Origin of the sequence: Goekera deserti (assembly GCF_010685995.1) — a bacterium.
Lineage (GTDB): Bacteria > Actinomycetota > Actinomycetes > Mycobacteriales > Geodermatophilaceae > Goekera > Goekera deserti.
The window spans coordinates 160,037-185,085 of sequence record NZ_JAAGWK010000008.1 but is presented as its reverse complement, the minus strand read 5'-3'; the positions used below and the strand labels follow the sequence as shown (position 1 = coordinate 185,085).

23 protein-coding genes, 1 pseudogene and 1 riboswitch are annotated in these 25,049 nt (G+C 74.5%); of the genes and pseudogenes, 9 read left to right on the top strand and 15 right to left on the bottom strand.

Translation table 11 applies throughout. The features are described from left to right. Positions 1-35: 35 nt before the first annotated feature. Both G1H19_RS04230 and G1H19_RS04225 read left to right on the top strand, forming a co-directional pair. Complete coding sequence (locus tag G1H19_RS04230) at positions 36-1,556, top strand: APC family permease (RefSeq protein ID WP_152730345.1); 1,521 nt, start codon at positions 36-38, stop codon at positions 1,554-1,556. A gap of 46 nt (positions 1,557-1,602) precedes the next feature. Then, on the top strand, positions 1,603-2,022 hold the full coding sequence (locus G1H19_RS04225) for a universal stress protein (RefSeq protein ID WP_162393280.1): 420 nt from the start codon (positions 1,603-1,605) through the stop codon (positions 2,020-2,022). An 11-nt stretch (positions 2,023-2,033) separates the two neighbouring features. On the opposite strand, the gene G1H19_RS04220 is transcribed toward G1H19_RS04225, so the two are convergent. The 3 genes from G1H19_RS04220 to G1H19_RS04210 form a co-directional block, all read right to left on the bottom strand. After that, the gene (locus G1H19_RS04220) at positions 2,034-2,870 is read right to left on the bottom strand and encodes a class I SAM-dependent methyltransferase (RefSeq protein ID WP_162393281.1); all 837 of its coding nucleotides are present in this window, start codon (positions 2,868-2,870) and stop codon (positions 2,034-2,036) included. An 8-nt stretch (positions 2,871-2,878) separates the two neighbouring features. Next, positions 2,879-4,270, bottom strand: a complete 1,392-nt coding sequence (locus tag G1H19_RS04215) for an aspartate aminotransferase family protein (RefSeq protein WP_152730344.1) — start codon at positions 4,268-4,270, stop codon at positions 2,879-2,881. 105 nt (positions 4,271-4,375) lie between these two features. Beyond that, positions 4,376-4,957, bottom strand: coding sequence for a YdeI/OmpD-associated family protein (locus G1H19_RS04210; protein ID WP_152730343.1), 582 nt, complete (start codon positions 4,955-4,957; stop codon positions 4,376-4,378). Between the two features lie 119 nt (positions 4,958-5,076). Here G1H19_RS04210 and G1H19_RS04205 point away from each other — a divergent pair, with 119 nt between their 5' ends. The 4 genes from G1H19_RS04205 to G1H19_RS04190 all read left to right on the top strand — a co-directional run bounded on the left by G1H19_RS04205 (position 5,077) and on the right by G1H19_RS04190 (position 8,222). Then, positions 5,077-5,763, top strand: a complete 687-nt coding sequence (locus tag G1H19_RS04205) for a hypothetical protein (protein ID WP_152730342.1) — start codon at positions 5,077-5,079, stop codon at positions 5,761-5,763. Positions 5,764-5,857: 94 nt separating this feature from the next. Next, on the top strand, positions 5,858-6,601 hold the full coding sequence (locus tag G1H19_RS04200; protein WP_152730341.1) for a histidine phosphatase family protein: 744 nt from the start codon (positions 5,858-5,860) through the stop codon (positions 6,599-6,601). Next, positions 6,582-7,472 (top strand): NAD(P)H-hydrate dehydratase, encoded by an 891-nt coding sequence (locus G1H19_RS04195; protein ID WP_152730340.1) that lies wholly within the window; start codon positions 6,582-6,584, stop codon positions 7,470-7,472. Before G1H19_RS04200 ends, G1H19_RS04195 begins: the two co-directional genes overlap by 20 nt. Before the next feature lie 171 nt (positions 7,473-7,643). After that, complete coding sequence (locus G1H19_RS04190) at positions 7,644-8,222, top strand: gamma carbonic anhydrase family protein (protein ID WP_202925965.1); 579 nt, start codon at positions 7,644-7,646, stop codon at positions 8,220-8,222. 140 nt (positions 8,223-8,362) lie between these two features. Here the strand turns inward: G1H19_RS04190 and G1H19_RS04185 are convergent, their stop codons facing one another. From G1H19_RS04185 to G1H19_RS04165, 5 genes are all read right to left on the bottom strand, one after another. Next, positions 8,363-9,583: a cysteine desulfurase-like protein gene (locus tag G1H19_RS04185; RefSeq protein WP_152730339.1), complete on the bottom strand. Its 1,221-nt coding sequence runs from the start codon at positions 9,581-9,583 to the stop codon at positions 8,363-8,365. 174 nt (positions 9,584-9,757) lie between these two features. Further along, the gene (locus G1H19_RS04180; protein ID WP_152730338.1) at positions 9,758-11,365 is read right to left on the bottom strand and encodes a methyl-accepting chemotaxis protein; all 1,608 of its coding nucleotides are present in this window, start codon (positions 11,363-11,365) and stop codon (positions 9,758-9,760) included. A 237-nt stretch (positions 11,366-11,602) separates the two neighbouring features. After that, a complete protein-coding gene (gene ctaD / locus G1H19_RS04175) occupies positions 11,603-13,297 on the bottom strand; it encodes an aa3-type cytochrome oxidase subunit I (protein WP_235928222.1) in 1,695 nt (564 codons plus the stop codon). 168 nt (positions 13,298-13,465) lie between these two features. Continuing rightward, positions 13,466-14,590 carry a homoserine O-acetyltransferase MetX gene (metX, locus tag G1H19_RS04170; RefSeq protein ID WP_162393282.1) on the bottom strand — a complete coding sequence of 375 codons (1,125 nt, stop codon included), beginning with the start codon at positions 14,588-14,590 and terminating at the stop codon, positions 13,466-13,468. A gap of 1 nt (position 14,591) precedes the next feature. Continuing rightward, positions 14,592-15,884 carry a bifunctional o-acetylhomoserine/o-acetylserine sulfhydrylase gene (locus G1H19_RS04165; RefSeq protein ID WP_152730337.1) on the bottom strand — a complete coding sequence of 431 codons (1,293 nt, stop codon included), beginning with the start codon at positions 15,882-15,884 and terminating at the stop codon, positions 14,592-14,594. A gap of 44 nt (positions 15,885-15,928) precedes the next feature. Beyond that, a riboswitch (SAM riboswitch) is annotated at positions 15,929-16,045 on the bottom strand. A 24-nt stretch (positions 16,046-16,069) separates the two neighbouring features. Between G1H19_RS04165 and G1H19_RS22940 the strand changes: the two genes are divergently transcribed. Together G1H19_RS22940 and G1H19_RS04155 are read left to right on the top strand one after the other, a co-directional pair. Beyond that, positions 16,070-17,305, top strand: a complete 1,236-nt coding sequence (locus G1H19_RS22940) for a zinc-binding dehydrogenase (protein ID WP_328726892.1) — start codon at positions 16,070-16,072, stop codon at positions 17,303-17,305. Continuing rightward, a complete protein-coding gene (locus G1H19_RS04155; RefSeq protein ID WP_235928224.1) occupies positions 17,302-17,694 on the top strand; it encodes a YkvA family protein in 393 nt (130 codons plus the stop codon). The genes G1H19_RS22940 and G1H19_RS04155 overlap by 4 nt, the downstream gene beginning before the upstream one ends. Positions 17,695-17,767: 73 nt before the next feature. On the opposite strand, the pseudogene G1H19_RS24845 reads toward G1H19_RS04155, so the two are convergent. The 4 genes and pseudogenes from G1H19_RS24845 to G1H19_RS04135 all read right to left on the bottom strand — a co-directional run. Beyond that, a pseudogene (locus tag G1H19_RS24845) lies at positions 17,768-18,133 on the bottom strand (ANTAR domain-containing protein); the annotation flags it as partial. 79 nt (positions 18,134-18,212) lie between these two features. Then, positions 18,213-18,758, bottom strand: coding sequence for a hypothetical protein (locus G1H19_RS04145; protein WP_152730336.1), 546 nt, complete (start codon positions 18,756-18,758; stop codon positions 18,213-18,215). Further along, on the bottom strand, positions 18,755-19,750 hold the full coding sequence (locus tag G1H19_RS04140; RefSeq protein ID WP_152730335.1) for a mechanosensitive ion channel family protein: 996 nt from the start codon (positions 19,748-19,750) through the stop codon (positions 18,755-18,757). The genes G1H19_RS04145 and G1H19_RS04140 overlap by 4 nt, the downstream gene beginning before the upstream one ends. 114 nt (positions 19,751-19,864) lie before the next feature. After that, entirely contained in the window at positions 19,865-20,623 is a 759-nt protein-coding gene (locus G1H19_RS04135) for a YsnF/AvaK domain-containing protein (RefSeq protein WP_162393283.1), read from the bottom strand. A gap of 134 nt (positions 20,624-20,757) precedes the next feature. Between G1H19_RS04135 and G1H19_RS04130 the strand changes: the two genes are divergently transcribed. Then, on the top strand, positions 20,758-21,780 hold the full coding sequence (locus G1H19_RS04130; protein WP_162393284.1) for an acyl-CoA dehydrogenase family protein: 1,023 nt from the start codon (positions 20,758-20,760) through the stop codon (positions 21,778-21,780). A 164-nt stretch (positions 21,781-21,944) separates the two neighbouring features. Here G1H19_RS04130 and G1H19_RS04125 read toward each other — a convergent pair whose 3' ends face one another. From G1H19_RS04125 to G1H19_RS04115, 3 genes are read right to left on the bottom strand one after another with little or no spacing between them, the layout of a single operon-like run. After that, positions 21,945-22,661, bottom strand: a complete 717-nt coding sequence (locus tag G1H19_RS04125; protein ID WP_202925966.1) for a GntR family transcriptional regulator — start codon at positions 22,659-22,661, stop codon at positions 21,945-21,947. Further along, entirely contained in the window at positions 22,658-23,425 is a 768-nt protein-coding gene (locus G1H19_RS04120; protein WP_152730333.1) for an aspartate/glutamate racemase family protein, read from the bottom strand. Before G1H19_RS04120 ends, G1H19_RS04125 begins: the two co-directional genes overlap by 4 nt. Positions 23,426-23,449: 24 nt before the next feature. After that, entirely contained in the window at positions 23,450-24,988 is a 1,539-nt protein-coding gene (locus G1H19_RS04115; protein WP_152730332.1) for an NCS1 family nucleobase:cation symporter-1, read from the bottom strand. Positions 24,989-25,049 lie beyond the last annotated feature (61 nt).

Sequence of the window (25,049 nt, the reverse complement as noted above, 5' to 3'; positions counted from 1 at the left end):
TTGTGCAATGGCTCTCCGGCTGCGATAACCGTCGCATGACGAGCCCGGACCGTGCCCCGGCAGAGCTGCGCCGAGGGGCCATCGGCTTCGTCGACGCCCTCGTGATCGGCCTCGCGTCGACGTCGCCCGCCTACTCGCTGGCCGCCGTGATGGGCGCGGTCGTGGCCCTGGTCGGCGTCTACGCCCCCGGGGTGTTCCTGGCCTCGTTCCTGCCGATGCTGCTCATCGCCTCAGCGTTCTACTACCTGAACCGCGCCGACCAGGACTGCGGGACGACGTTCTCCTGGGTCACCCGGGCGATGGGGCCCTGGTTCGGCTGGCTGGGCGGCTGGGCCATCTCGATGACCGGCGTGCTCGTCATCGGGTCGCTGGCCGAGGTCGGCGTCCGGTTCGGCCTGCTGTCCCTGCAGCTGGACGGGATCGCCGACACCACGTGGGCGGTGCGCACGCTGAGCGTGCTGCTCATCCTGGCCATGACCGCGGTCTGCGTGATCGGCACCGAGGTCAGCGCGCGGTTCCAGAACGTGCTGATCATCGCCCAGGTGGTGGCCCTGCTGGCGTTCGCGGCGGTGGCGCTGGTCAAGGGCCTGGGTGGCGACGCCGTGGAGGGCGGCGGCCTGTCGCCGTCCTGGTCCTGGCTGAACCCCTTCGGGGCCGGTGGCGCCGCGCTCACCGGGGGCCTGCTGCTCGGCGTGTTCATCTACTGGGGCTGGGAGTCGGCGGTCAACCTGACCGAGGAGACCCAGGACTCGGCGTCTGCGCCGGGCCGGGCCGGGGTGGTCTCCACCGTCGTCCTGCTGGTCACCTACCTCGCGGTCGCCTACGCGGTGCTGGTGTACAGCGGCACCGACTACCTGGAGGCCAACGCCGAGGAGGCCGAGGACCTCTTCGTCCTGCTGGCCCGGGACGTGCTGGGCGGCTGGGACTGGGTGCTGCTGCTGGCGATCTCCACCTCGGCCATCGCCTCCACCCAGACCACGATCCTGCCGGCCTCGCGCACCGGGCTGTCGATGGCCCGCCGGCACGCGCTGCCGCCCGGGCTGGCCCGGATCCACCCCCGGTTCCGCACCCCGGACGTGTCCACCTGGACGGTCGCCGGCATCGCCAGCGCCTGGTACGTCGTGGTCAACCTGATCAGCGAGAACGCCCTGTTCGACTCCATCACGGCGCTCTCGCTGCTGATCGCCTTCTACTACTCGCTGACCGGCATCGCCTGCGCGGTGTTCCACCGGGACCGGCTGACCCGCAGCGTGAGGGACGCGCTGCTCATCGGGGTGGGTCCGCTGGTCGGTGCGGGCCTGCTGATCTGGCTGCTCGTCGAGTCGATCGGCGACCTGTCCGACCCGGCCAACTCCGACAGCGGCGTCGCCTGGTTCGGCCTGGGCCCGCCGCTGGTGATCGGCATCGGCATCTTCGCCCTCGGCATCGTCGTCATGCTGTGCTGGCGGGTGCGGGACCGCCGCTTCTGGACCGAGCAGCGGACGACGGCCGACCGGCTCGAGGCCGACGTCGCCGCCGGCCGGTCCGGAGCCAGCGTCGTCGACCCCGCCCCGTGACCGGCGCACGACCCACCGACCCGACCACCGTGAGGACCGAGAACCCGTGAGCATCGTGCTGGGCTACGACGAGTCGCCGGGTGCCCGCCGGGCGCTGCAGATGTCGATCGACCTGGCCGGCCGCCTCGACGAGCCGCTGGTCCTGGTCTACGGCGCCGCCCCACCCGGCACCGTCGGGGAGGAGTCGGGCGAGCACGCCCGGGCACTGGCCGAGGTCGGCGGCACCGCCGTCGCGCACGCCGTGGCCGAGGCGGACGCGGCCGGGGTGCGCACCGTCGTCGAGGTGCTGGACGCCAAGCCCGTCGCGGCCCTGCTGGACGCCGCCGACCGGCACGACGCGCGGGTCATCGTGGTCGGCACCTACGGCGAGAGCCCGTTGCGCGGTGCCTTCCTGGGGTCGGTGAGCTACAAGCTGCTGCACCTGTCCACCCGCCCGGTGCTCTGCGTCCCCGCCGAGGCCGGGTAGCACCGACGCCGTCAGACCGGGCGCCAGACGCGCAGCGAGATCGAGCGCATCTGCTCGCTGAAGCGGCCGCTGGGGCTGGCCCGGGCGAGCAGGGCGCGCAGCTCGGCGTCGTGCTCGGCGAACCGGTCGCCGAACAGGTGCGGTGCCGAGCTGGACAGCGAGTGCACCGAGGCGGCGACCTCGTCCAGGCTCCGCTCCACCACCCGGCCGGGCACCTCCAGCCGCTGCGGCCCGGTGAACCCCGCCGCGCGGTAGACGGCGTCCTCGTCGCCCGGCGTCCCGGTGACCACGCCCTGCCCGGCCCGCCGGGCGGGACCGAGCCTGCGCCGTACGAGCTGCGCGATCTCGGCGCGGGGCGGCCGCGGCCAGGGCAGCGGGCCGTCGGGGTCGATGCCCTCGTGCGTCGTGGCACCCACGTGGACGACGACCCCACCCGGGGTGAGCATGTCCCGCACCGTGGCCGCGACGCGGGGCCGGTCCAGCCAGTGGAAGGACTGGGCGAAGGTGACCACGTCGACGGGTGGCAGGTCGGCCGGCAGCTCCTCGGCGCGCAGCTGCCGCCAGCGGACGGCGCGCACGCCGGCCGCGGCGGCGGCCCGCTCGGCCTCGCGCAGCATGTCGGCGTCGGCGTCCAGGCCGACGGTCTCGGCGAACCACGGCGCGAGCAGCAGGGTCAGCGATCCCGGCCCGCAGCCGACGTCGAGCAGCCGCCCCGTCCCGTCCCAGCCGAGCGCCCCGGCCAGCGCGCCGGCGAGCTCGGCCGGGTAGCCGACCCGGCCGGTGGCGTAGTACGCGGCGCTGCCCGCGTACAGCGTCGGGTCCCAGCTCCGGCCTGCCCCGTCGTCCACCGCGCTGCCTAGAGGCGGGCCCAGGCCTCGGTCAGCACGCTGCGCAGGACCTCCTCGATCTGGTCGAACTCCTGCTGACCGGAGGTGAGCGGCGGCGCGAGCTGGATGACCGGGTCGCCGCGGTCGTCGGCGCGGCAGTACAGGCCGGCCTCGAACAGCGCCTTGGACAGGTACCCGCGCAGCAGCCGCTCGCTCTCCGCGGCGTCGAAGGTCTCCTTGGTGGCCTTGTCCTTGACCATCTCGATCCCGTAGAAGTACCCGTCGCCGCGCACGTCGCCGACGATCGGCAGGTCGAGCAGCTTCTCCAGGGTGCGGCGGAAGGCGCCCTCGTTCTCCAGCACGTGCTGGTTCAGGCCCTCCCGCTCGAACACGTCCAGGTTGGCCAGCGCCACCGCCGAGGACACCGGGTGCCCGCCGAACGTGTAGCCGTGCGGGAACGTGGTGGTGCCCTGCAGGAACGGCTCCATGACCTTGTCGCTGGCGATCATGGCGCCGATCGGCGAGTAGCCCGACGTCATCCCCTTGGCGCAGGTGATCATGTCCGGCACGAAGCCGAACTTCTCGCAGGCGAACGTGGTGCCCAGCCGGCCGAAGGCGCAGATGACCTCGTCGCTGACCAGCAGCACGTCGTGCCGGTCGCAGATCTCGCGCACCCGGTCGAAGTAGCCGGGCGGCGGCGGGAAGCAGCCGCCGGCGTTCTGCACCGGCTCCAGGAACACCGCGGCCACGGTGTCCGGGCCCTCGAACTCGATGGCCTGCTCGATCTGGTCGGCGGCCCACCGGCCGAAGGCCTTCGGGTCGTCACCGAAGTACGGCGCGCGGTAGATGTTGGTGTTCGGCACCCGGAAGGCGCCGGGCACCAGTGGCTCGAAGTCCTGCTTCATCGCCGGGACGCCGGTGATCGACAGCGCTCCCTGCGTGGTGCCGTGGTAGGCCACCGCCCGGCTGATCACCTTGTGCTTGTGCGGCTTGCCCGTCAGCTTGAAGTACTGCTTGGCCGCCTTCCACGCCGTTTCGACCGCCTCGCCGCCGCCGGTGGTGAAGAAGACCCGGTTCAGGTCGCCCGGGGCCGCGGCGGCCAGCCGGTGGCTCAGCTCGATCGCGGCCGGGTGCGCGTAGGACCACAGCGGGAAGAACGCCAGCGTCTCGGCCTGCTTCGCGGCGGCCTCGGCCAGCTCCCGGCGCCCGTGCCCGGCCTGGACGACGAACAGCCCGCTCAACCCGTCCAGGTACTGCTTGCCGCGGTCGTCCCAGATGTGCACGCCCTCACCGCGCACGATCACCGGCGGCGGGGCGGTGGCGTAGCCGCCCATCCGGGAGAAGTGCAGCCACAGGTGGTCGGTGCTCCCCGGGCCGTAGGGCGAGTCCGGTGCGGTCACGGGCTGCTCGGTGGTGGTCATGGGGTGCTCCCTCGTCGGCGGCCCTCGTCTGCGGGATCCGTCGTCAGATCGGGAGGGCGCGGTGGGAAGCGTAGCGCCGAGACCCTTCGACTGACGAGGACGTCGTCAGCTGTGCGGGCCGCGGCCCTCGCGCAGCAGCTGCACGGCGGCCGCCACCCGCCGCGCGCGGGTGACCTCGGTGGCCGCGGTGTGCACCCGGTGGCACAGCGCGTACCGGTTGGTCCGGTCCAGGGCGTCGTAGGCGGCGCGCAGCGCGGGCTCGGCGTCCAGCGCGGCGGCCAGAGCGGGCGGGACGGTCATCGTGGCCGGGCCCGGGTACGCGCGGTCCCAGCGCCCGTCGGCCCGGGCGGCCTCGACGGCGGCCAGCCCCGCCGGGCGCATCCGGCCCTCGTCGACCAGGCGGGCCACGGTCTGCACGTTCTTCTGCGACCAGATGCTGCGGGCCCGCCGCGGGGTGAACCGCACCAGCCACCACGTCTGGTCCAGCCGGTTGCTCTGCCCGTCGATCCAGCCGTGGCACAGCGCCACCTCGACGGCCTCGGCCGGGGTCACCGACGGGACACCGGTGCCCTTCTTGGCCAGCTTCAGCCAGATCCCCGGCGAGCGGGCGCCCTCGGCGGCCAGCCAGGCGTCGAACGCGGGGGCGTCGGGGAAGGCGCGCTGCTCCAGGTCCGTGGGCACCGTCATCGGCCCAGCCTGGCGGTTGCCGCGCCGTCCGTCGAGGGGGTGCGCCGGGGTCTGTTCGGCGGCGGCGCGCTGCCCTAGGGTCACCGCTGCCCGTGGGGGCGAGCTGCGGAGGGGTGGTCGTGAGGTCGCTGGTGCTGGGGGCGGCGCTGCTGCTGGTCGCCGGGTGCGGGGAGACCGTCGACGGGTCCGCCGACCCGGCTGCGGGTGCCACCGCGGAGACGTCCGCCCGGCCCTCGCGCACCCCGGCGCCGGGTGCCGGCGGGGGTGCGCAGCCGCCCTGCACGGGGGCGGCCTGCGACGAGCCGACCTCGTCGGGGACCCCGGCCACCGAGGAGCCGGTGTCCGACGAGCCGGCCGGGGACGACGCGCCGGGGGTCAGCCCGGTCGACGTGGCCTGCGCGCCGTTCACCAGCGCCGTCGACTCCTTCGACGCCGTCGCCGGCAGCGCCTTCCCGGGTGGCCTGGTCACCGAGTTCGGGTCGCCCGAGGCGATCGCCTGGCTGGACGCCACCGTCGACGAGGTCGTGGAGCGCTGCGGCTACCAGGTCATGGTGGACATCGCGGGGGAGTACCCCGAGGAGGTGTCGCCGGTGCTGCTGAACTCCGCCGTGGTGGCCCTCGACGAGGTCTCCGACCTGCCCCCGGACCTGCTCTGCCAGGACGTCGAGGCGCGCGGCATGGGCGCCAAGGACGCCGTCGACTACTGGTTCCTCTGGCAGCTGCCCGCGGCCATGGACGCCGACGCCGACGGGGTGCCCTGCGAGACGGTGTGGCCCGACGCCGCGGAGTGGCTGCCGCAGTACTGATCCCGCGCACCCAGCGGTCGTTGCACCCGTCGTCCTGCGGATCGGCGGGGGACAGGGCAGGGTGGGCCGGACGACGACGCGGGGGCGGTGGGGCATGACGCAGGGACCCGGGCCGAGCGCGCTCTGGCTGGTGCGCCACGGCGAGAGCCAGGGCAACGTGGCCGACGCGCGGGCGCACGAGAGCGGCGCGGTGCGGCTCGGACTCGACGTCCGCGACCCCGACGTGCCGCTGTCGGACACCGGGCAGGGCCAGGCCGACGCGCTGGGCCGCTGGCTCGGCACCCTGCCGGACGGGGAGCGGCCCACGGCGGTGCTCAGCTCGCCGTTCCTGCGTGCCGCCACCACCGCGCAGCGCGCCGTCGGGGCGGCCGGGCTGGACCTGGCGATCCGCTACGACGAGCGGCTGCGCGAGCGCGACTTCGGCGCCTTCGACGGCATGACCGCCGCCGGCATCCGCGCCGAGCACCCCGCCGAGGCCGAGCGCCGCGCGCTGCTCGGCAAGTTCTACTACCGGCCGCCGGGTGGGGAGAGCTGGGCCGACGTCGCCCTGCGGGTGCGCAGCCTGCTGGCCACGGAGTCGCAGCAGCTCGACGGCGAGCGGCTGGTGATGGTCGCGCACCAGGCGGTGGTGATGGTGTTCCGCTACGTGCTGGAGGAGCTCACCGAGCAGCAGCTGCTGGAGGTGGACGCCCGGGAGCAGGTGGCCAACGCGTCGGTGACCCGGTACGAGAGCGACGGCAGCGGCCGGCTGGTGCTGACCGAGTTCAACGGCGTGGCCCACCTGGACCGCGCCGACGAGGACGTGACCGAGGAGCCCGATGTCCCCGCGCCCGCCTGACTCCACGCTGGTCTCCCCGCAGGTGCTGCGGGACTGGCGGCTGCCCGAGCCCACCGGCGGCAAGGAGTCCCGCGGCTCGGTGCTCGTGGTCGGCGGCAGCTCGGAGACCCTGGGCGCGGTGCTGCTGGCCGCGGAGGCCGCACTGCGCTCCGGGGCCGGCAAGCTGCAGGTCGCCGTCCCGCGCAGCGTGGCCGGGCTCGCCGCGCTCGCCCTGCCGGAGGCGCTGGTGCGCGGGCTGCCGGAGACCGACGCCGGGGCGATCCGCGCCGACGCGGCGGAGCTGCTGCTGGACCTGGTCGGCAGCTGCTCGGCGCTGCTGGTCGGGCCGGGGATGGTGGACACCGGGCAGACCAGCGACCTGGTCGGCCGGCTGCTGCCGGACCTGCAGGCCGGCCTGGTGCTGGACGCGCTGGGGCTCGCCGCGGTCACCGACGACACCAGCTGCCTGCACCACCTGGACGGGCGCGTGGTGCTCACCCCGAACCCCAAGGAGCTGGCGCTCACGCTGCACGTCGACCAGGACGACGTCGACGACGACCCGGCCGGCCACGCCCGGCAGCTCGCCGACCAGGCGCAGGCCACGGTCGGCCTGGGCGGGGCGACGTCCTGGATCGCGGCGCCGGACGGCCGGCTGTGGCGGGACGAGAACGGCGGCGCCGGGCTCGGCGTCTCCGGCTCCGGGGACGTGCGCGCCGGGGTGACCGCGGGCCTGCTCGCCCGCGGCGCCGAGGCCGAGCAGGCCGCGGTGTGGGCCGCCCACCTGCACGGCCGGGCCGGCGAGCGGCTGGCCGCCTCGGTGGGCCGGCTGGGCTTCCTCGCCCGCGAGCTCCCCCCGCAGATCCCCCGCGTGCAGGCCGAGATCGACCTCTGACCCGCTCCGCCCCGCCTCTGCCCGCTCTGCTGCCGGTGATCATGGACCTGCGTGAGCGACACGCCGGGGTGTCGCTCACGCAGGTCCATGATCGCGGGCCTGGGGGCGGGGGCGGGGGAGGGGCGGGGGGTTCGGGGTGACAGCGGGGCGGGTGGGCGGTAGGCAGGTGCGGTGACCGACCCCTTCATCGCCGAGCTCGACTCCGGCGCACCCGTCATCCACCCGGACGCCTTCCTCGCCCCCACCTCGGTGGTCGTCGGCGCGGTGACGATGGGCGCCCGCTCCAGCATCTGGTACGGCGCCGTGGCCCGCGCCGACCTGGAGCGCATCGAGATCGGCGCGGACTCCAACGTGCAGGACGGGTGCACGCTGCACTCCGACCCCGGTTCCCCGCTGATCGTGGGCCGCGGGGTGACCGTCGGGCACCGCGTGGTGCTGCACGGCGCGCGGGTGGACGACGACGTCCTGATCGGGATGGGCAGCGTGGTGATGAACGGCGCGCACATCGGGTCCGGGTCGATCGTGGCCGCGGGCGCCGTCGTCACGCAGGGCACCCAGGTGCCGCCGCGCTCGCTGGTCGCCGGGGTGCCGGCGAAGGTGCTGCGGCCCACCACCGACGACGACATGCTGCACATCCAGGGCAACGCGATCAGCTACACCGACCGGCTGATCTCCGCCCGGCACGTGCGCCGGGTGCGCCCCCAGCCGCTGCCGCCGTCCGGCAGCACCCCCGGCGACGGCATGCCCTGACGCCCACCGCCCCACCGCGCCGCGCTGCGCCACGCCGCCACGATCGACACGAACAGCCCGCCAAGATGGCCATCTTGGCGGGCTGTTCGTGTCGATCGTGACCGGCTGACCGGCTGACCGGCTGACTGCTCGCGGGCGGGTCAGGGGGAGGTCAGGAAGGTGCGGAGGCCGTCGAGGAGGCGGTCGACGTCGTCGTCGTCGGTGTAGGGCGCGAGGCCGGCGCGGAGGCCGCCGGTGTCGCCGAGGCCGAGCCAGCGGGAGGCCTCCAGGGCGTAGAACGACCCGGCGGGGGCGTTCACCCCGCGGTCGGCGAGCCAGCGGTACGCGTCGGCGGCGTCCCGGCCGTCGAAGGTGAGCAGCAGGGTGGGGGTGCGGTGCGCCGCGCGGGACCACAGGGTGACGCCGGGCAGCGCGGCCAGGTCCTGCTCCAGCCGCAGGCGCAGCGCGTCCTCGTGCTCCTCGACCGCGGACATCGACGCCAGCAGGCGGGCGCGCCGGTCGGTCGCGTCGCCGGGCGGCTGGGCAGGGCCGAGGGAGGCGAGCAGGTCGACGGCGGCGGTGGTCCCGGCGAGCAGCTCGTAGGGCAGGGTGCCGAGCTCGAACCGCTCGGGGACGGCGTCGGTGGAGGGCAGCAGCTTCGCCGGGTGCATCCGGGCGAGCAGTTCCGCACGGCCGGTGAGCACGCCGCAGTGCGGGCCGAGGAACTTGTAGGGCGAGCAGGCGTAGAGGTCGGCGCCGGTGGCGGCGACGTCCACCGGGGCGTGCGCGGTGAGGTGCACGCCGTCCACGGCGAACAGGGCGCCGGCGGCGTGCACGGCCGCGCCGATGGCCGCCAGCGGGGGCCGGGTGCCGATCAGGTTCGACGCGCCGGTCACCGCGACGAGCCGGGTGCGCTCGGACAGCTGGGCGGCGACGTCGTCGGCGGTGAGCTCGCCGGTGGCCGGGTCGAAGCCCACCCAGCGCACGGTGGCCCCGGCGGACTCGGCGGCGTGCACCCAGGGCCGGATGTTGGCGTCGTGGTCGAGCCGGGTGACGACGACCTCGTCGCCCGGGCCCCAGTCCTGGGCGAGGGTGCGGGCCGCGTCGTAGGTCAGCTGGGTCATGCTGCGGCCGAAGACGACGGTCTGCGGGTCGACGCCGAGCAGGTCGGCCATCGCCGATCGGGCGCCGGTGACCACGTCGTCGGCGGTGCGCTCGGCAGCGGTCACCCGCCCCCGGTTGGCCAGCGGCGACAGCAGCGTGTCCCGGACGGCGTCGGCGACGACGTCGGGCACCTGCGTGCCCCCCGGCCCGTCGAAGTGCGCCGCCCCACCCCGCAGCTGCGGGAAGTGCTGCCGGAGCCCCACCACGTCGTAACCCATCCACCCACCCTAGGCAGCCCCCCGCTCGGCGACGACCGGGCGCCCCGACGTCCGGACCTCACCGAGTGGTGCCCGAGCGAGCGGGACCCGGAGGGTCCCCGAGCGAGCGGCTGCAGCAGCTCACCCCGAGCCGGGGACCGCTCCTGGCCGCGGTCGGAGTCCGCAGGACGACCGTCAATACCGGAAGCGCGACACCGTCCCCCGCAGGTCGCTGGCCATCCGGGACAGCTCGTCGACCGCGATCCGGGTCTGGCCGAGGGCCTCGGTGGTGGTGGTGGCGGCCGCGGACACCCCGGTGATGTTCCGGGCGATCTCCCCGGTGCCGGCGGCGGCCTCGAGCACCGAGCGGCTCATCTCCTGGGTGGTGGCGGTCTGCTCCTCGACGGCGCTGGCGATGGTCAGCTGGTAGTCGTTGATGGAGCCGATGATGCCGCTGATCCGGCCGATGGCCTCGGCGGCGCCGGCGGTGTCGGCCTGGATGGCGACCACCCGGCGGGAGATCTCCTCGGTGGCCTTGGCGGTCTCCTGGGCGAGGTCCTTGACCTCGGTGGCGACGACGGCGAAGCCCTTGCCGGCCTCCCCGGCCCGGGCCGCCTCGATGGTGGCGTTGAGGGCGAGCAGGTTGGTCTGCTCGGCGATGGAGGTGATCAGCTTGACGACGTCGCCGATCTCCCGCGAGGACTCGCCGAGCTTGAGCACGGTGCCGTTGGTGGTCTCGGCCTCGGCGACGGCGCTGGCGGCGACCCGGGCGGCCTCGTTGGCGTTCTGGCTGATCTCCCGGATGCTGGCGCCCATCTGCTCGGCACCCGCGGACACGGTGCCGACGTTGCGCGACACCTCGTCGGCGGCGGTGGACACGACGCCGGACTGGGCGCTGGTCTCGTTCGCCGATGCGCTGATCTGGGCCGCGGACGCGCTCAGCTCCTCCGAGGACGCGGCCACGGCCTCGGCGGAGGCGACCACGGAGCTCATCACCCGGCGCAGCCCGGCCAGCGCGGTGCCCAGGCCGGCGGCCATCCGGCCGAGCTCGTCGCCGGACCGCACCTCCGGCTCGACCGTGAGGTCACCCTCGGCGAGCGCCTCCAGGGACGCCTGCACCGAGCGGACGGCGCGCAGCACCTGCCGGACGACGACGGTGGCGAGCACCCCGGCCAGCACCATGCCGACGGCCAGCGCGATCCAGAGGGTGCGCCGGGCGCTGGTGGCCTCGGCGAGGCCGGCTTCCGCGTCGGCGGTCGCGTCGATGCCCTGCCGGGCCTGCTCGGCACCGAAGGCGTCGGAGGTCGCCCGGCCGGCCTCGGCCAGCGGGCCGGTGGCCAGAGCCAGGCTGGTCACCCGGTCACCGGCGTCCGCGGTGGGCACCACCTGCTGGTCGACCAGGGTGTAGTAGGCGGTCAGCTGGTCGTGCACGGGGTCGAAGTCGCCGGGGTCGCCGAGGGTGTCCAGGTAGGCCTGCTCCTGGTCCAGCAGCGTCTGCCGCCGCTCGGCGAGGTCGGGGCGCAGCTCGGCGCGGGTGGCCTCGTCGGAGAGCGCGTACAGGATGTACCGCGCCCGGTCGCCCTGGAAGGTGCGCTGCAGCTTCCCCAGGGTGTCCAGCGGCACGATGCTGCCCTCGTTCAGCTTCACCTCGGCCGCGGCGAGGGTGTCGATCTTGTCGACGGCGAGCACGGTGACGCCGACGGCCACCGTGCCGAGCAGTGCGAGGGACGCGCCCATCTTCACGGCCAGGGGCCGGTCGGTGAACCAGCTGCCCCGGCGGCTGGTCTCGGCGGTGTGTCCCATGGCGTCTCCTCGGTCTGCGGGACGGGGGTGCCTCCGCACCACGCGGCACGCCGTCCCGTCGACGTCCGCGACCGGGCGCGGGTGCGCGACTCGGTGTCCGGGAGTCTGCTGTGCGGACCCGCCGCGCCACGGGTGGCGCGCTCACCTGTCACAGGACCGTTGTCCCGCGGCCGCCGACCCCACCCCGCCGGCACGACTTGTCGACGGGGCGCCGCGTCCGGGGGGTGACCGAGCGGGTCAGTGGGGTGCGGTGTCCCGGCGTCCGGCGTGTGCCTCGGTCAGCAGCCGCTCCCTGAGGTGCGGGTGGTGCAGGTCGAAGGCGGGCCGCTCGGACCGGATGCGCGGGATCTCGATGAAGTTGTGCCGCGGGGGCGGCGAGGACGTGGCCCACTCCAGGGAGTTGCCGTGGCCCCACGGGTCGTCGCGCAGGGCCGGCTGCCCGTACTTCCAGGACGTCACGACGTTGTAGAAGAAGGGGATCGTCGAGGCGCCGAGGACGAACGACCCGATCGTCGAGAACGTGTTCAGCGTGGTGAATCCGTCGGTGGGCAGGTAGTCGGCGTAGCGGCGCGGCATGCCCTCCGAGCCCAGCCAGTGCTGCACCAGGAAGGTGGCGTGGAAGCCGATGAAGGTGAGCCAGAAGTGCAGCTTGCCCAGCCGCTCGTCCATCATCCGGCCGCACATCTTGGGGAACCAGAAGTAGATGCCCGCGTAGGCGGCGAACACGACCGTGCCGAACACGACGTAGTGGAAGTGCGCGACGACGAAGTAGGAGTCGGTCACCTGCCAGTCCAGCGGGGGGCTGGCCAGCAGCACGCCGGTGAGGCCACCGAGCAGGAAGGTGATCATGAAGCCGACGGCGAAGAGCATCGGTGCCTCGAAGGTGATCTGCCCGCGCCACATGGTGCCGATCCAGTTGAAGAACTTGATGCCGGTCGGGACGGCGATCAGGTACGTCAGGAAGGAGAAGAACGGCAGCAGCACCACCCCGGTGGCGAACATGTGGTGGGCCCACACGCTCACCGACAGCGCGCCGATGCCGATCAGGGCGAAGATCATGCCCTTGTAGCCGAACAGCGGCTTGCGGCTGAACACCGGGACCACCTCGGAGATGATCCCGAAGAACGGCAGCGCGATGATGTAGACCTCGGGGTGGCCGAAGAACCAGAACAGGTGCTGCCACAGGATGGGCCCGCCGTTCGCCGCGCTGAACACCTGCGCGCCCAGGTGCCGGTCGGCCAGCAGCGCCATCAGGGCCGAGGTCAGGATCGGGAACGCCAGCAGGATCAGCACGGCGGTCACGAACGTCGCCCACACGAAGACCGGCATCCGGAACATGGTCATCCCGGGCGCCCGCAGGCAGACGATGGTCGCGATGAAGTTGACCCCGCCGAGGATCGTGCCGAGGCCGCTGACCACCAGCCCGGTGATCCACAGGTCGCCGCCGGCGCCGGGGGAGTTGGTGATGTCCGACAGCGGGGAGTAGGCGGTCCAGCCGAAGTCGGCGGCGCCCCCGGGGGTGAGCAGGCCGCTCAGCACGATGAGCACGCCGAAGAAGAACAGCCAGTAGGACAGCGCGTTAAGCCGCGGGAACGCCACGTCGGGCGCCCCGATCTGCAGCGGCATGATCAGGTTCGCGAAGGCGAAGAACAGCGGGGTGGCGAAGAACAGCAGCATCAGCGTGCCGTGCATGGTGAACAGCTCGTTGTACTGCGTGGGGGACAGGTACTGCAGCCCCGGCCGGGCCAGCTCGCCGCGCATGAGCAGCGCCATGACCCCGGCGACGACGAACACGGTGAACGACGTGGCCAGGTACATCAGGCCGATCGTCTTGTGGTCGGTGGTTCGCAGCAGCATGCCCAGCCGTGATCCCCGCGCCGGGGCGGGGACGGCACTCGGCCGGTGCACGATGATGCTGGGGGCGATCGTCACGCGGGACTCCAGACGCTGGCGGCGATGGTCCGCGACCGCGGGCGACGGCGAGTATGCGCCCGCCGGCTGAGCGCCCGGAGCCGGCTGTCAGGCCTGTGACCTGCGGTTGTGTCCTGTGTGGGCGGCCCGTGCCCGCGCTGTCCACAGGCTGTGCGACGTGCGCGTCGCTCAGGTGCCGAGCAGCTCCCGCACCAGAGCGCCGACGGCGTCCAGCTCGATCAGGAACCCGTCGTGCCCGTGCGTCGACGGCACCACGCGCAGGCCGACGCCGAGCGCGTCGGCCACCCGCTGCTGCTGGGCGACCGGGTACAGCCGGTCGCTGTCGATGCCGGCGACCGTGGCGCGGGCGGTGACCCGGCTCAGCGCGGCCTCCACGCCACTGCGGTGCCGGCCGACGTCCCAGGTGTTCATCGCCTCGGTGAGCACCACGTAGCTGCCGGCGTCGAAGCGGCCGGCCAGCTTGGCGGCGTGGTGGTCGAGGTAGGAGGCGACGGCGAACCGGCCGTCGTCCTGCACGTGGGTGCCGAAGCGCTGCTCCAGCTCGGCGGCGCTGCGGTAGGTGAGGTGCGCGATCCGCCGGGCGGTGCCCAGCCCGTCGACCGGGCCCTCCCCGGCGGGGTAGTCGCCGCCGGCCCAGCGGGGGTCGCTGCGGATGGCGGTCTGCTGGGTGGTCTGGGTGCCGATCTGGTCGGCGCTCGCCGCGGCGGCGGAGGCGAGGAAGAACAGAGCCTCGACCCGGTCGGGCCGGGAGACCGCCCACTCCAGCACCCGCATGCCGCCCATCGAGCCCCCGACGACGGCGGCCCACCGGCCGATCCCCAGCGCGTCGGCGAGCGCGGCCTCCACGGCCACCTGGTCGCCGATGGTGACGGCGGGGAAGCGCGAGCCCCACGGTGCCCCGTCCGGCGCCCGGGACGACGGCCCGGTGGTGCCCTGGCAGCCGCCCAGCACGTTGGCGCACACGACGAACAGGCGGTCGGTGTCCAGCGGCGCGCCGGGGCCGACCAGACCGTCCCACCAGCCCGGCGTGGGCTGGCCCGGCCCGGTCGGCCCGGTGACGTGGCTGTCGCCGGTGAGCGCGTGCTCGACCAGCACCGCGTTGCCGGCGTCCGGGGCGAGCTCGCCCCACGTCTCGTAGGCCACCCGCACGGCCGGCAGCTCCCCGCCCCGCTCGAGACGGAACGGTCCGTCGAGGTCGAGGAGCTGGCGGTCGCCGGTCGGGTCGCCCTCGACCCAGCCGCCGGAGCGGGCCGTCGTCCGGGGCGCCGTCCCGGCACCCCGGACGACGGTCACGTCAGCTGGTCTTCGCCGCGCGGAAGCCGGCGTCCAGGTCGGCGAGGATGTCGTCGATGCCCTCCAGCCCGACGGCCAGGCGCACCAGGCCGGGGGTGACGCCGGTGGTGAGCTGCTCCTCCGGGGTCAGCTGGGAGTGCGTGGTCGACGCCGGGTGGATGACCAGGCTGCGCACGTCGCCGATGTTGGCCACGTGGCTGTGCAGCTCCAGGGCCTCCACGAACGCCTTGCCGGCCTCGACGCCGCCCACGATCTCGAAGGCCAGCACCGCGCCGGTGCCCCGGGGCGCGTACTTCTTGCCCGCCGCGTGCCACGGCGAGGACGGCAGCCCGGCGTAGTGCACCGACTGCACCTCGTCGCGCGCCTCCAGCCACTCGGCGACCCGCTGCGCGTTGGCGATGTGCCGCTCCATCCGCAGCGACAGCGTCTCGATGCCCTGGACGACGAGGAACGCGTTGAACGGCGAGATGGCCGGGCCCAGGTCGCGCAGCAGCTGCACCCGGGCCTTGAGCGCGAACGCGGGTGCGCCCAGGTCCTTGTAGACCACACCGTGGTAGGTCGGGTCCGGGGTGGTGAAGCCGGGGAACTTGCCGCGGGACCAGTCGAAGTTGCCGCTGTCGACGATGATCCCGGCGACGGCGGTGCCGTGCCCGCCCAGGTACTTGGTGGCCGAGTGCACCACGATGTCGGCGCCGAACTCGATGGGCCGGATGAGGAACGGCGTGGCCACCGTGTTGTCCACGATCAGCGGGATCTCGTTGCGGTGCGCGACCTCGGCGACCGCGGCGATGTCCAGCACGTCGCCCTTGGGGTTGCCGATCGTCTCGGCGTAGAGGGCCTTGGTGTTCTCCTGCACCAGCGCCTGCCAGGCCGCCGGGTCGTCGGGGTCCTCGACGAAGGAGACGGTGATGCCCATCTTCGGCAGCGAGTGGTGCAGCAGGTTGTACGTGCCGCCGTAGAGCGACGCCGACGCCACGATGTGGTCACCGGCCTCGGCCAGGTTGAGGATCGCGAGGGTCTCCGCGGCCTGCCCCGACGAGACGGCCAGCGCGGCGACGCCGCCCTCCAGGGACGCGACGCGCTGCTCCAGCGCGTCCTGCGTCGGGTTCATGATCCGGGTGTAGATGTTGCCCATCTCGGCGAGGGCGAACAGGTCCGCGGCGTGCTGGCTGTCGCGGAACTGGTAGCTGGTCGTGGCGTAGATGGGCAGCGCGCGGGCGCCGGTGGTGGGGTCGGGGCTCGTGCCGGCGTGGATCTGCCGGGTCTCGAAGCTCCAGCTCTGCGGGTCGGACATGCGCCATGGCCTCCTGTGATCAGCGGAGTCCCGCGGCGCACGGAGCTCCGTCCTTGCCGGGCGGCGGGTGCCGTCCGACCGGCTCTTCCCCTGGGAGCACCTCAGACGGAGTAGAGGTTGCCGGGCAGCAAGCCAGGTGCTTGTCGCTGCCTCTCGTGAGCCACCGCGATGATAGGACATCGCGCGTGCGGCAGTCTCTGGGTGTGCGCGCACTGGTCTTCGAGGAGTTCGGCGGCCCGCTGGTCGTGCGGCAGGTGCCCGACCCGTCCCCGGCCACCGACGGTGTCGTCGTCCGGGTGGAGGCCACCGGGGTGTGCCGCAGCGACTGGCACGCCTGGTCCGGGCACGACCCCGACGTGGTGCTGCCGCACGTGCCCGGGCACGAGCTCGCCGGCACCGTGGCCGCCGTGGGTGCGGGGGTGCGGCGCTGGTCGGTGGGCGTCCGGGTGACCGTGCCGTTCGTGTGTGCCTGCGGCAGCTGCCCGCCCTGCCGGGACGGCGACGGCCAGGTCTGCCTGCGACAGACCCAGCCCGGGTTCACGCACTGGGGTTCCTTCGCCGAGCTGGTCGCGCTGGACGCCGCCGACGTCAACCTGGTGGCGCTGCCCGACGGGCTGCCCGCCCGCACGGCTGCCGCGCTGGGCTGCCGGTTCGCCACCGCGTTCCGGGCGGTGACCGGGGTGGGCCGGGTGCGCCCGGGGGAGTGGGTGGCGGTGCACGGCTGCGGCGGGGTGGGCCTGTCGGCGGTGCAGGTCGCGGTGGCCGTGGGCGCCCGCGTCGTGGCCGTCGACGTCAGCCCGGGTGCGCTGGCCCTGGCCCGGGCGATGGGCGCCGAGCACACGCTCGACGTGGGCGGCCAGGCGGACGACGGCCCTTCCCGCGGAAGTGGCCGGCCGGACGACGGCCCTTTCCGCGGAAGTGGCCGGGTGGAGGGCGGCCCTTCCCGCGGAAGTGGCCGGCCGGACGACGGCCCTTTCCGCGGAAGTGGCCGGCCGGACGACGGCCCTTTCCGCGGAAGTGGCCGGGTGGGCGACGTGGTGGCAGCGGTGCGCGAGCTGACCGGGGGCGGCGTGCACGTCTCGCTGGACTGCCTGGGCTCCCCGGCCACCTGCCTGGACTCGATCCGCTCGCTGCGGCCACGCGGCCGGCACGTGCAGGTGGGGCTGCTGCCGCCGTCGCTGGGCCGGCCCGCGGTGCCGATGGAGCTGGTGGTGGCCGGGGAGCTCGCGGTGCTGGGCAGCCACGGGATGGCCGCGGGCGACTACCCGGCGATGCTCTCGCTGATCGAGGCCGGCCGGCTCGACCCTGCCGCGCTGGTCACCCGCGAGCTGGACTTGGACGGCGCGGGCGCCGCGCTCGCTGAGGTCGGCCGGGCCCCCGGCGTCGCCGTGATCACCTCGTTCGGCCGGCCCGCGCCGTGAGGTGGCTGGTCGTCGCCGGGGTGGCCGTGGCGGTGTGGGCGCTGCTCTGCCTGGTCATGGTGGTGCTCGCCAAGCGGCTGCCGCCCGGGCTGCTGCGCGAGGTGCTGGAGTTCCTGCCGGCCTGCGTGAGCACCGCCCGCACCCTGCGCCGGGACGGCGCGGTGCCCCGCCGGGCGAAGGTGGCGCTGGGGGTGGCGGTGCTGTGGGTGCTCTCGCCGATCGACCTGCTGCCGGAGTTCCTGCCGGTGATCGGCCCGCTGGACGACGTCGTCGCGGTGGTGCTGCTGTTCCGCTACGCGGCCCGGAGCATCCCGCGCGAGCGGGTGCTGGCGGCCTGGCCGGGGGAGCCCCGGCTGCTGCTCCGGGTGCTCGGCGCCCCGGCGCGCTGACCGCCGGTCGGTCGCCGGGTGCCAGTGGCGGGCCTCCGGGCCCGACCCCGCCCACCGACCGCACGACGTCGGCGGCGAGCGTGCGCAGCTCGACGTCGCACCCCTGGGACCCGCGCCGCAGGACCTCGAACGCGGCGCCGGCGGAGCACCACTGCCGGGCCACGAGGATGCCGATCGCCTGGTCGATGGTGGAGCGCGAGGTCGGCGCGCCGGCCGGCTGGTCACCGCGCCGGTCGCCGACGGCGAGCCGGCGGCCTGCGCCGCCCAGCGCAGCAGCTCGATCTCCCGCCTCCGGGCCGAAGACCGGCGGCGCGGTGGCGTAGAGGTCCAGCGCACCGACGACCTCCCCGGGCAGGCCCACCGGGACCGAGGGCACCGAGCGGACGCCGTCGGCGAGTGCGGCGGCCGGGTAGACGCCCCAGCGGGTCCCCGCGGCCATGCCCGGCACCGGCACCGTCGCCGCGGCGGACATCGCCTCCGGGCACGGCCGCTCGGACGCTGCCCCCCGCAACGGCCCCTCAGCCGGTGGACCCGGCGTCGTCCCCCGGCACGTCGTCGGGTGCCTGGCTGGTCGGTGCGGGCGCCGAGGTGCGTGGAGCGCTGGTCTCCGGCGCCCCGGACGTGGGTGTCGCGGACCCGGAGGTGCCGGTCGGGGTGCTCTCCTCCGCCGAGGTGGACGTCGGGGTCTCCGGCTCGGTGGTCGTGGCCGGTGCCTCCGACGTGCTGCGGGGCGTGGTCGCGGTCGGCGTGGCCGGCGCCTCGCTGGTGGTCTCCGGCGCCGGTGCCGGGGCGGGCACCGGCTGGTCCACCGACGTCTGCGTGGTGCCCGGTGCGGGCGGCACGTACGGCCGGACGTTGAGGTACAGGGTGTAGGAGGCCAGGAAGAGCAGGCACAGCACGACCGTGGAGGTGCGGGCCCGGCCCAGCCTCGCCGGCACCCGGTCCAGCCAGGCCCGCACCGCGTTCGGGGTGGGCGGCGACGCCGCGCTCTGCCCCGTCCCGGCGGCGGGGACGGCCCGGGTGGGTGCACCACGCTCGGCGCCGGAGCCCTCGGGGCCGGTCACGTGCGCTCCCTCGTCGTCTTCTTCGCGGGCGGGGGCGTGCGGGGGATCATCGTGGTGGACGGCGCCGTGCTCGCCGGTGCACCCGCGGACGCAGGCGTGCTGCCCTGCCGGTGGTCCCCGTCGCCGTCGGTGCTCAGGCTGGAGTCGACGATCAGGCCGGCCCGGCGGAACTCCTTCACGACGCGGGCGCGCAGGTCCCGGCCCACCTCGAACTGCTTGCCGGGCAGCGTGCGGGCCACCATGCGCAGGTTGACCTGGTCCAGGCCGAGGCTCTCCACGCCCATCACGCTGGGCTCGTCCAGCAGCAGCGGCTTCAGGTCGGGGTCGGCGAAGGCCTGCGTGCCCACCGCGTGCAGGATCTCGTTGACCCGGTTGACGTCGGTGGTGGCCTGCACCGGGACGTCGACCACGGCTCGCGCCCAGTCCCGCGACAGGTTGACCACCTTGACGATCTGGCCGTTGGGCACGGTGATCACCTCGCCGTTGCTCGAGCGCAGCCGGGTGATCCGCAGGGTGACGTCCTCCACGGTGCCGGTCGCCTCGGTCGCGGCGCCGGTCGCGGTGATCGACACGACGTCCCCGAAGCCGTACTGCCGCTCGGTGATGATGAAGAAGCCGGCCAGCAGGTCCTGGACGATCCGCTGCGCGCCGAAGCCCAGACCGACACCGAGCACGGTCGCCGGCAGCGTCAGCCCGGTGACCGGGACGCCCAGCCGGTCGAGGACCAGGATCACGGCCAGCGTGTAGATCAGCACGATCGCCACCCAGCGCAGCACCTGGGTGACCGAGTGCCGGTGCTTGGCCGCCTCCGAGCGCACCAGCGCGTCGCCGCCGGTGGACGCCTGGTCGATGCGGGTGGTGATCCGGTCACCGACCCAGGTGGCGAAGCGGGCCAGCAGCACCGAGCCGATCACGATCAGCACGACCTCGAGCCCGCGGCCGGTGATCCAGTCCTGCACGTCCGAGGGGAGGCCGATCGCGCGTGTGTCCATCAGGGTCGAGCCTCCCGTGCCGGGCGCCCGGACGCCACCCTGACGCAGGGGATCACAGCGGCTGCACGGGTCCGCGGCCCGTCCCGGCAGCGCGCCGGGACGGGACCGGGCAGGTCAGCGGCGGGCGGTGTCGTCGTCCAGTGCGAGCTCCTCGCGGCGCACCTGGCCGCTGACCTGCTGCTGCTCCTGGGTCCAGCTGGTGGCCAGCCGGACCCGCTCGACCGGCACGCGCCGGGTCTGCACGACGGGCTCCTCGCCGTGCAGGGTCACCCAGCCGGTGGCCTGCTCGCCGACCCGGCCGGCCGGCGCCGTCGCCTGCCCCGTGCTCTCGTGGTGCGGCGGGAGGTACTCCACCCGGGCCACCTGCCGGGTGACCGTCACCGGGACCATGACCTCCTCGGTCACCGTCTCGATGCGCAGCACCGCGCGGGAGTACGGGGCCACCTCCGTGCCCACCGACAGCCGCTCCTCCGACAGGGTCATCGCCCCGTCCCCGTCCAGGGAGCGCGCGCCGGCGTCGGCGGCCTGGTTGCCGGCGAAGCCGTAGCCACCGGTGTCCGCGGCGTGCCGGCCGGTCGAGCCGACCCCGCGGTAGTGGTCCTGCAGGGCGGCCAGGTGGTCGGCGTCCAGGTGGCCGCGGCCACCCAGCCGGGGCGCGGTCTGCACGGCCGCTGCGTCCACCGGCAGCCGCAGCGAGGAGCCCTCCAGCTGCGCACCGGTGGCAGGGGCGACGGCGTCACCGCCCACGACCACCCAGCTGAGCTGACCGGTGGCGTCGTCGAGGAAGACGGCGTCCACGGTGCCGAGGGGTGTGCCGAACTGGTCCTCGGCGCGCGCACCCTTCACGGACGAGACGGCGGGGTCTACGGACATCTGCTCGGTCCTCTTCCAGTCGTGGGGCGGGGTCGTCATCGAATCCGCAGCCCTCAGTCTGGGGCCGCGGGCGCCGGAGGGCGCGTCGGGACGAGGGGGTCGGGAGCGGCGCGCGGACGGGGCACCATGACGGCGTGACCGATGTGGTGTCCTGGGCCCGCGGGCTCGCCGACGAGGTGCTGTTCCCCGCCGCGGGCGAGGTGGAACGTGCCGGCCGGGTGCCGTCGGGCCACCTGGCCGCTCTCGCCGACGCGGGGCTGTACGGCCTCACCGGCCCGGCCGACGCCGGTGGCCTCGCCGCCGACGCGCTCACCGTGCAGACCGTGGTCGAGCTGCTGGCCGGCGGTGACCTGGCCACCACGTTCGTCTGGCTGCAGCACCTGGGCGTCGTCCGGCTGGTCGCGGATGCACCCGGCCCGCTGCGCGCGGCGCACCTGGAGGACCTGTGCGCCGGTCGGCTCCGCGCCGGCATCGCCCTGCAGGCCGCCAACAGGCCCGGGCCGCCGGCGGTGCGCGCCCGGCTCGACGGCGGTGACGTCGTCCTGGACGGTGCGGTGCCGTGGGTGACCGGCTGGGACCACGTGGACGTCGTCCTGGTGGCCGCCCGCACCGCCGACGACGACGTCGTCCTGCTGCTGGTCGACGCCGTCGCCGGCGGCACGCTGGCGGTGCGGCCGCAGACGACGGTCGCGGTCACCGCCAGCGCCACCGTGGACCTCACCCTGCGCGGGCACCGCGTGCCGGCCGGCCGGCTGGTGCTGCAGGTGCCTTTCCTGCGCTGGCGGGCCGGTGACCAGGCCGGCCTGCGGCTCAACGGCTCGCTGGCGCTGGGGGTGGCCGGGCGCTGCGCCCGCTCGGTGCGCGAGCTGGCCGCCGACCGGCCGGCGCTCGGCGCCCTGGCCGAGGCCCTGACCCGCGCCGTCGACGACGCCCGGCGGACCCTGGACACCGCGGCGCCGGCCGAGCTGCCCGCCGCCCGGGCCGCGGCGTCCGCGCTGGCGCACCGGGCGAGCGGGGCGCTGGTCACCGCCGCGGGCAGCGCTGCGATCGGGGCCGGTCACCCCGCCCAGCGGCTCGCCCGGGAGGCGCTGTTCCTGCTCGTCTTCGGCAGCCGCCCCGCCGTCCGCACCGCCCTGCTCGACCACCTCACCCCCTGACTCCTGCCCGAGAAGGCCCTCCCTACTTCCGCCCGGGAGAGTCCGCCTGCCTTGTGCCCGAAGAAGTCCGCCTGACTTATGCCCGAAAAAGCCCCTCCTGACTTCTGCCCGAAAAAGTCGGGAAGGGGGCGGGACGGGGCGGCCAGGTGCGGCGGCCGGGGGTGTCAGGCCTGGCCGTGGCCGGCGGCGGCGTCGGCGGCGATGGCGGCGATAGAGGTCTCCAGCCGGGCGTGGTGCCGCCCGGACGCCTCCAGCAGGCTGTGCTCGTCCCGGGCGGTGAACGCGGCCAGCATCTCGCTGTGCTCGGCGTGCATGGCCCGCCGCTCGGCCTCGGGCACGTGCGCCATCGGGCGGCACAGCTCGGTGGCGTCCCAGGCGGACTCCAGCACGTGCCGCAGCCGGTGCATCCGGGCCGGGGCGACCAGCGCCAGGTGGAACGCCCGGCTCTCCCGGTGGTAGGCGGCCTGGTCGCCGCGCTCGACGGCGGCGTCCAGCGCGGCGAAGGCGGCGCGCGCGCAGGCGTCGTCCTCGGGGCCGGCGGCGGCCAGTGCCGACGACAGCGCCGCGGTCTCCAGCAGCCGCCGCACCACGTACAGCTCCCGTAGCTCGGCGGCGGTCAGCCGGGCGACGGCGTACCCGGCGTGCGGCCGGTGCACGACCAGCCCCTCACCCACCAGCGTCATCAGCGCCTCGCGCACCGGGATGCGGCTGACGCCGAAGTGCGTGGCCAGGTCGTCGACCCGGATCGGCGTGCCCGCGGGCACCTCCCCGCCGCGCAGCATCCGGTGCAGCTCGGCCAGGATGTCGGCGTGCCCCGCGCCGGGCGGGCGCGCCCGCAGGACGGCGGTCAGCGCCGAGTGGCGTCGCGGGGCACCGGTCACCGGGGGACTGTGGCCCGGCGGGGGTCCGGCGCGCCAGTCCCCGGCGCACGGTCCAGCGCGGCGAGGGTGTCCGCCGGCAGTGGTGCGAGCTCCTGGCGGGTGCTGGTGGCCAGGCCCAGGGTCACCAGCGACTGCGCCAGCACCGTCGCGGCGGTGACCCCGTCCACCACCGGGACGCCGAGCCGCTGGCCCAGCCGGACGGTCAGGTCGGCCATCCCGGCGCAGCCGAGCACGATCACGTCGGCGTCGTCCTCGGCGAGTGCGGCCCGGCACTCGGCGAGCACCCGCTGCTCGGCGGCCGAGCCCGGCCCGTCCAGCTCGAGCACCGGCACCTCGCAGGCCCGCACCGCCCGGCAGGCCTCGGCCATGCCGTAGCGGACGGCCAGCTCCTGGGCCCGGGCACGGGTGCGGCCCAGCGTCGTCACCACGCTGAAGCCGCGCCCGAGCATCGTGGCCAGGTGCATCGCCGCCTCGGCGATGCCCACCACCGGCCCGCGCGCCACCTCCCGGGCGGCGTCCAGACCCGGGTCGCCGAAGCAGGCGATGACGTGCCCGTCGACGCCGGCCCGCTCACCGGCGGCGACGGCGGCGAGCATCCCCGGCACGGCGAGCGCCTCGTCGGTGTGGCTCTGCAGCGACGCGGGGGCGCCGGTGTTGGTGACCGCGCTGACCGACGTGCCCACCGCCGCCACCCCGCGGGCGGTGGCGGCGATGGCGTCGGTCATGGCGGCGGTGCTGTTCGGGTTGATGACCTGCAGGAGCATCGTCGGTCCTCGGTGGGTCGGTCGTCAGGACGTGGCTGCGCCGTCGGAGACGCCCGCGTCGGCCGGGTCCAGCTGCGGCATCATCGGCCGCACCCGCTCCAGCCCGGCGAAGCACAGGAAGCCCAGCGCGCAGCCGATGAACCAGCCGTAGTCACCGACCGAGGCGAACAGGGTCAGCAGCACCGTCGGCACGCCCGCGGCGACCACCGCTACGACCGCGTTCGGGTTGTAGCCGCCGCGGAACCAGTACCGGCCCGCGGGGCTCATCGAGTACATGTCGTCGACAGCGACCCGCTGCTTCGCGGCGAGGTAGTAGCCGGCGATGAGGATGCCGAACAGCGGGCCGATCAGGCTGCCGAGGATGCCCAGGGTGAACCGGATGCCCTCGGCGCTGTCGTACCAGTTCCACGGGGTGAGCAGCACCGAGCCGACGGCGGCGATCATGCCGCCGGTGCGCCAGCTGATCCGCTGCGGGGACACGTTGGAGAAGTCGAACGCCGGGGCGATGAAGTTGGCGACGATGTTGATGCCCACCGTGGCGGTGACGAAGGTGAGGCCACCGAGCAGGATCGCGAACGGGGTGTCGATCGCCTCCACCGTGGCGATCGGGTCGGTGATCAGCCGGCCGAACACCGGCACCGTGGCCGAGGCGCACACCACGGTGAGGACCGAGAAGAAGAGGAAGTTGACCGGCAGGCCGAGGAAGTTGCCCCGCTTGACCGCCTCGAAGCTCTTGCCGTACCGGGCGAAGTCGCCGAAGTTCAGCATCGGGCCGGAGAAGTAGGCCACCACCAGCGCGATCGCACCGATCATCGCGGAGACGCTCGCCCAGCCGGTCAACGTCTCGCCGGTGTGCAGGTCGAGGTCGACGTTCGACCAGCCGGCCTCGGACACCAGGTACACGGCCAGGATGATCATGACGACGTAGACGGCGGGGCCGGCGAAGTCGATGAACTTCCTGATCGTCTCCATGCCCCGCCAGAACAGCGCCGCCTGCGCCACCCAGAGGACGGCGAAGGAGATGTAGCCGAGCGCGCTCAGGCCGAGGAACGAGTGGTCCAGCAGCGCCGCGGAGCTGGGGAAGAACTTCAGCCAGATGATGTTCAGGCTGGTCGCGGCCAGGAAGGTCTGCACGCCGTACCAGGCCACCGCGATGAGCCCGCGGATGATCGCCGGGATGTTCGCGCCCTTGACGCCGAACACCGCCCGGTTGATCACCGGGTAGGGCACGCCGGTCTTCTGGCTCGGCTTGGCCACCAGGTTGGTGAAGACCTGCACGATCACGATGCCGACGATCAGCGCGATCAGCACCTGCCATCCGGCGATGCCCAGGGCGAACAGGCTGCCCGCGGTCACGTACCCGCCGACGCTGTGCACGTCGGACATCCAGAAGGCGAAGATGTTGTACGAGGTCCACTTCTGCTCGCGCAGGGGCGCGAGGTCCTCGTTGGTCAGCTGCGGGTCGTAGCCCGGCTTGACGATGCTCGCACCGGCCAGGTGCTCCCCGGTGCCGACGATCGGTGTCGCGACGTGGCTGGACTGTGATGAACGTGTGGTGGCCATCGCGTGAGCTCCCCTGGTCGGTTGCGCCAGGACGCTAGGGACCGGGTGTTGCCCCTCGATG

What these genes read in the sequence shown, in the direction of transcription:
- G1H19_RS04230 (WP_152730345.1), top strand. Translation starts at nt 36, where the DNA reads ATGACGAGCCCGGACCGTGCCCCGGCAGAGCTGCGCCGAGGGGCCATC.
- G1H19_RS04215 (WP_152730344.1), bottom strand. Translation starts at nt 4,270, where the DNA reads ATGACCACCACCGAGCAGCCCGTGACCGCACCGGACTCGCCCTACGGC.
- G1H19_RS04210 (WP_152730343.1), bottom strand. Translation starts at nt 4,957, where the DNA reads ATGACGGTGCCCACGGACCTGGAGCAGCGCGCCTTCCCCGACGCCCCC.
- G1H19_RS04200 (WP_152730341.1), top strand. Translation starts at nt 5,858, where the DNA reads ATGACGCAGGGACCCGGGCCGAGCGCGCTCTGGCTGGTGCGCCACGGC.
- G1H19_RS04195 (WP_152730340.1), top strand. Translation starts at nt 6,582, where the DNA reads ATGTCCCCGCGCCCGCCTGACTCCACGCTGGTCTCCCCGCAGGTGCTG.
- G1H19_RS04185 (WP_152730339.1), bottom strand. Translation starts at nt 9,583, where the DNA reads ATGGGTTACGACGTGGTGGGGCTCCGGCAGCACTTCCCGCAGCTGCGG.
- G1H19_RS04180 (WP_152730338.1), bottom strand. Translation starts at nt 11,365, where the DNA reads ATGGGACACACCGCCGAGACCAGCCGCCGGGGCAGCTGGTTCACCGAC.
- G1H19_RS04165 (WP_152730337.1), bottom strand. Translation starts at nt 15,884, where the DNA reads ATGTCCGACCCGCAGAGCTGGAGCTTCGAGACCCGGCAGATCCACGCC.
- G1H19_RS04140 (WP_152730335.1), bottom strand. Translation starts at nt 19,750, where the DNA reads ATGGACACACGCGCGATCGGCCTCCCCTCGGACGTGCAGGACTGGATC.
- G1H19_RS04135 (WP_162393283.1), bottom strand. Translation starts at nt 20,623, where the DNA reads ATGTCCGTAGACCCCGCCGTCTCGTCCGTGAAGGGTGCGCGCGCCGAG.
- G1H19_RS04120 (WP_152730333.1), bottom strand. Translation starts at nt 23,425, where the DNA reads ATGCTCCTGCAGGTCATCAACCCGAACAGCACCGCCGCCATGACCGAC.
- G1H19_RS04115 (WP_152730332.1), bottom strand. Translation starts at nt 24,988, where the DNA reads ATGGCCACCACACGTTCATCACAGTCCAGCCACGTCGCGACACCGATC.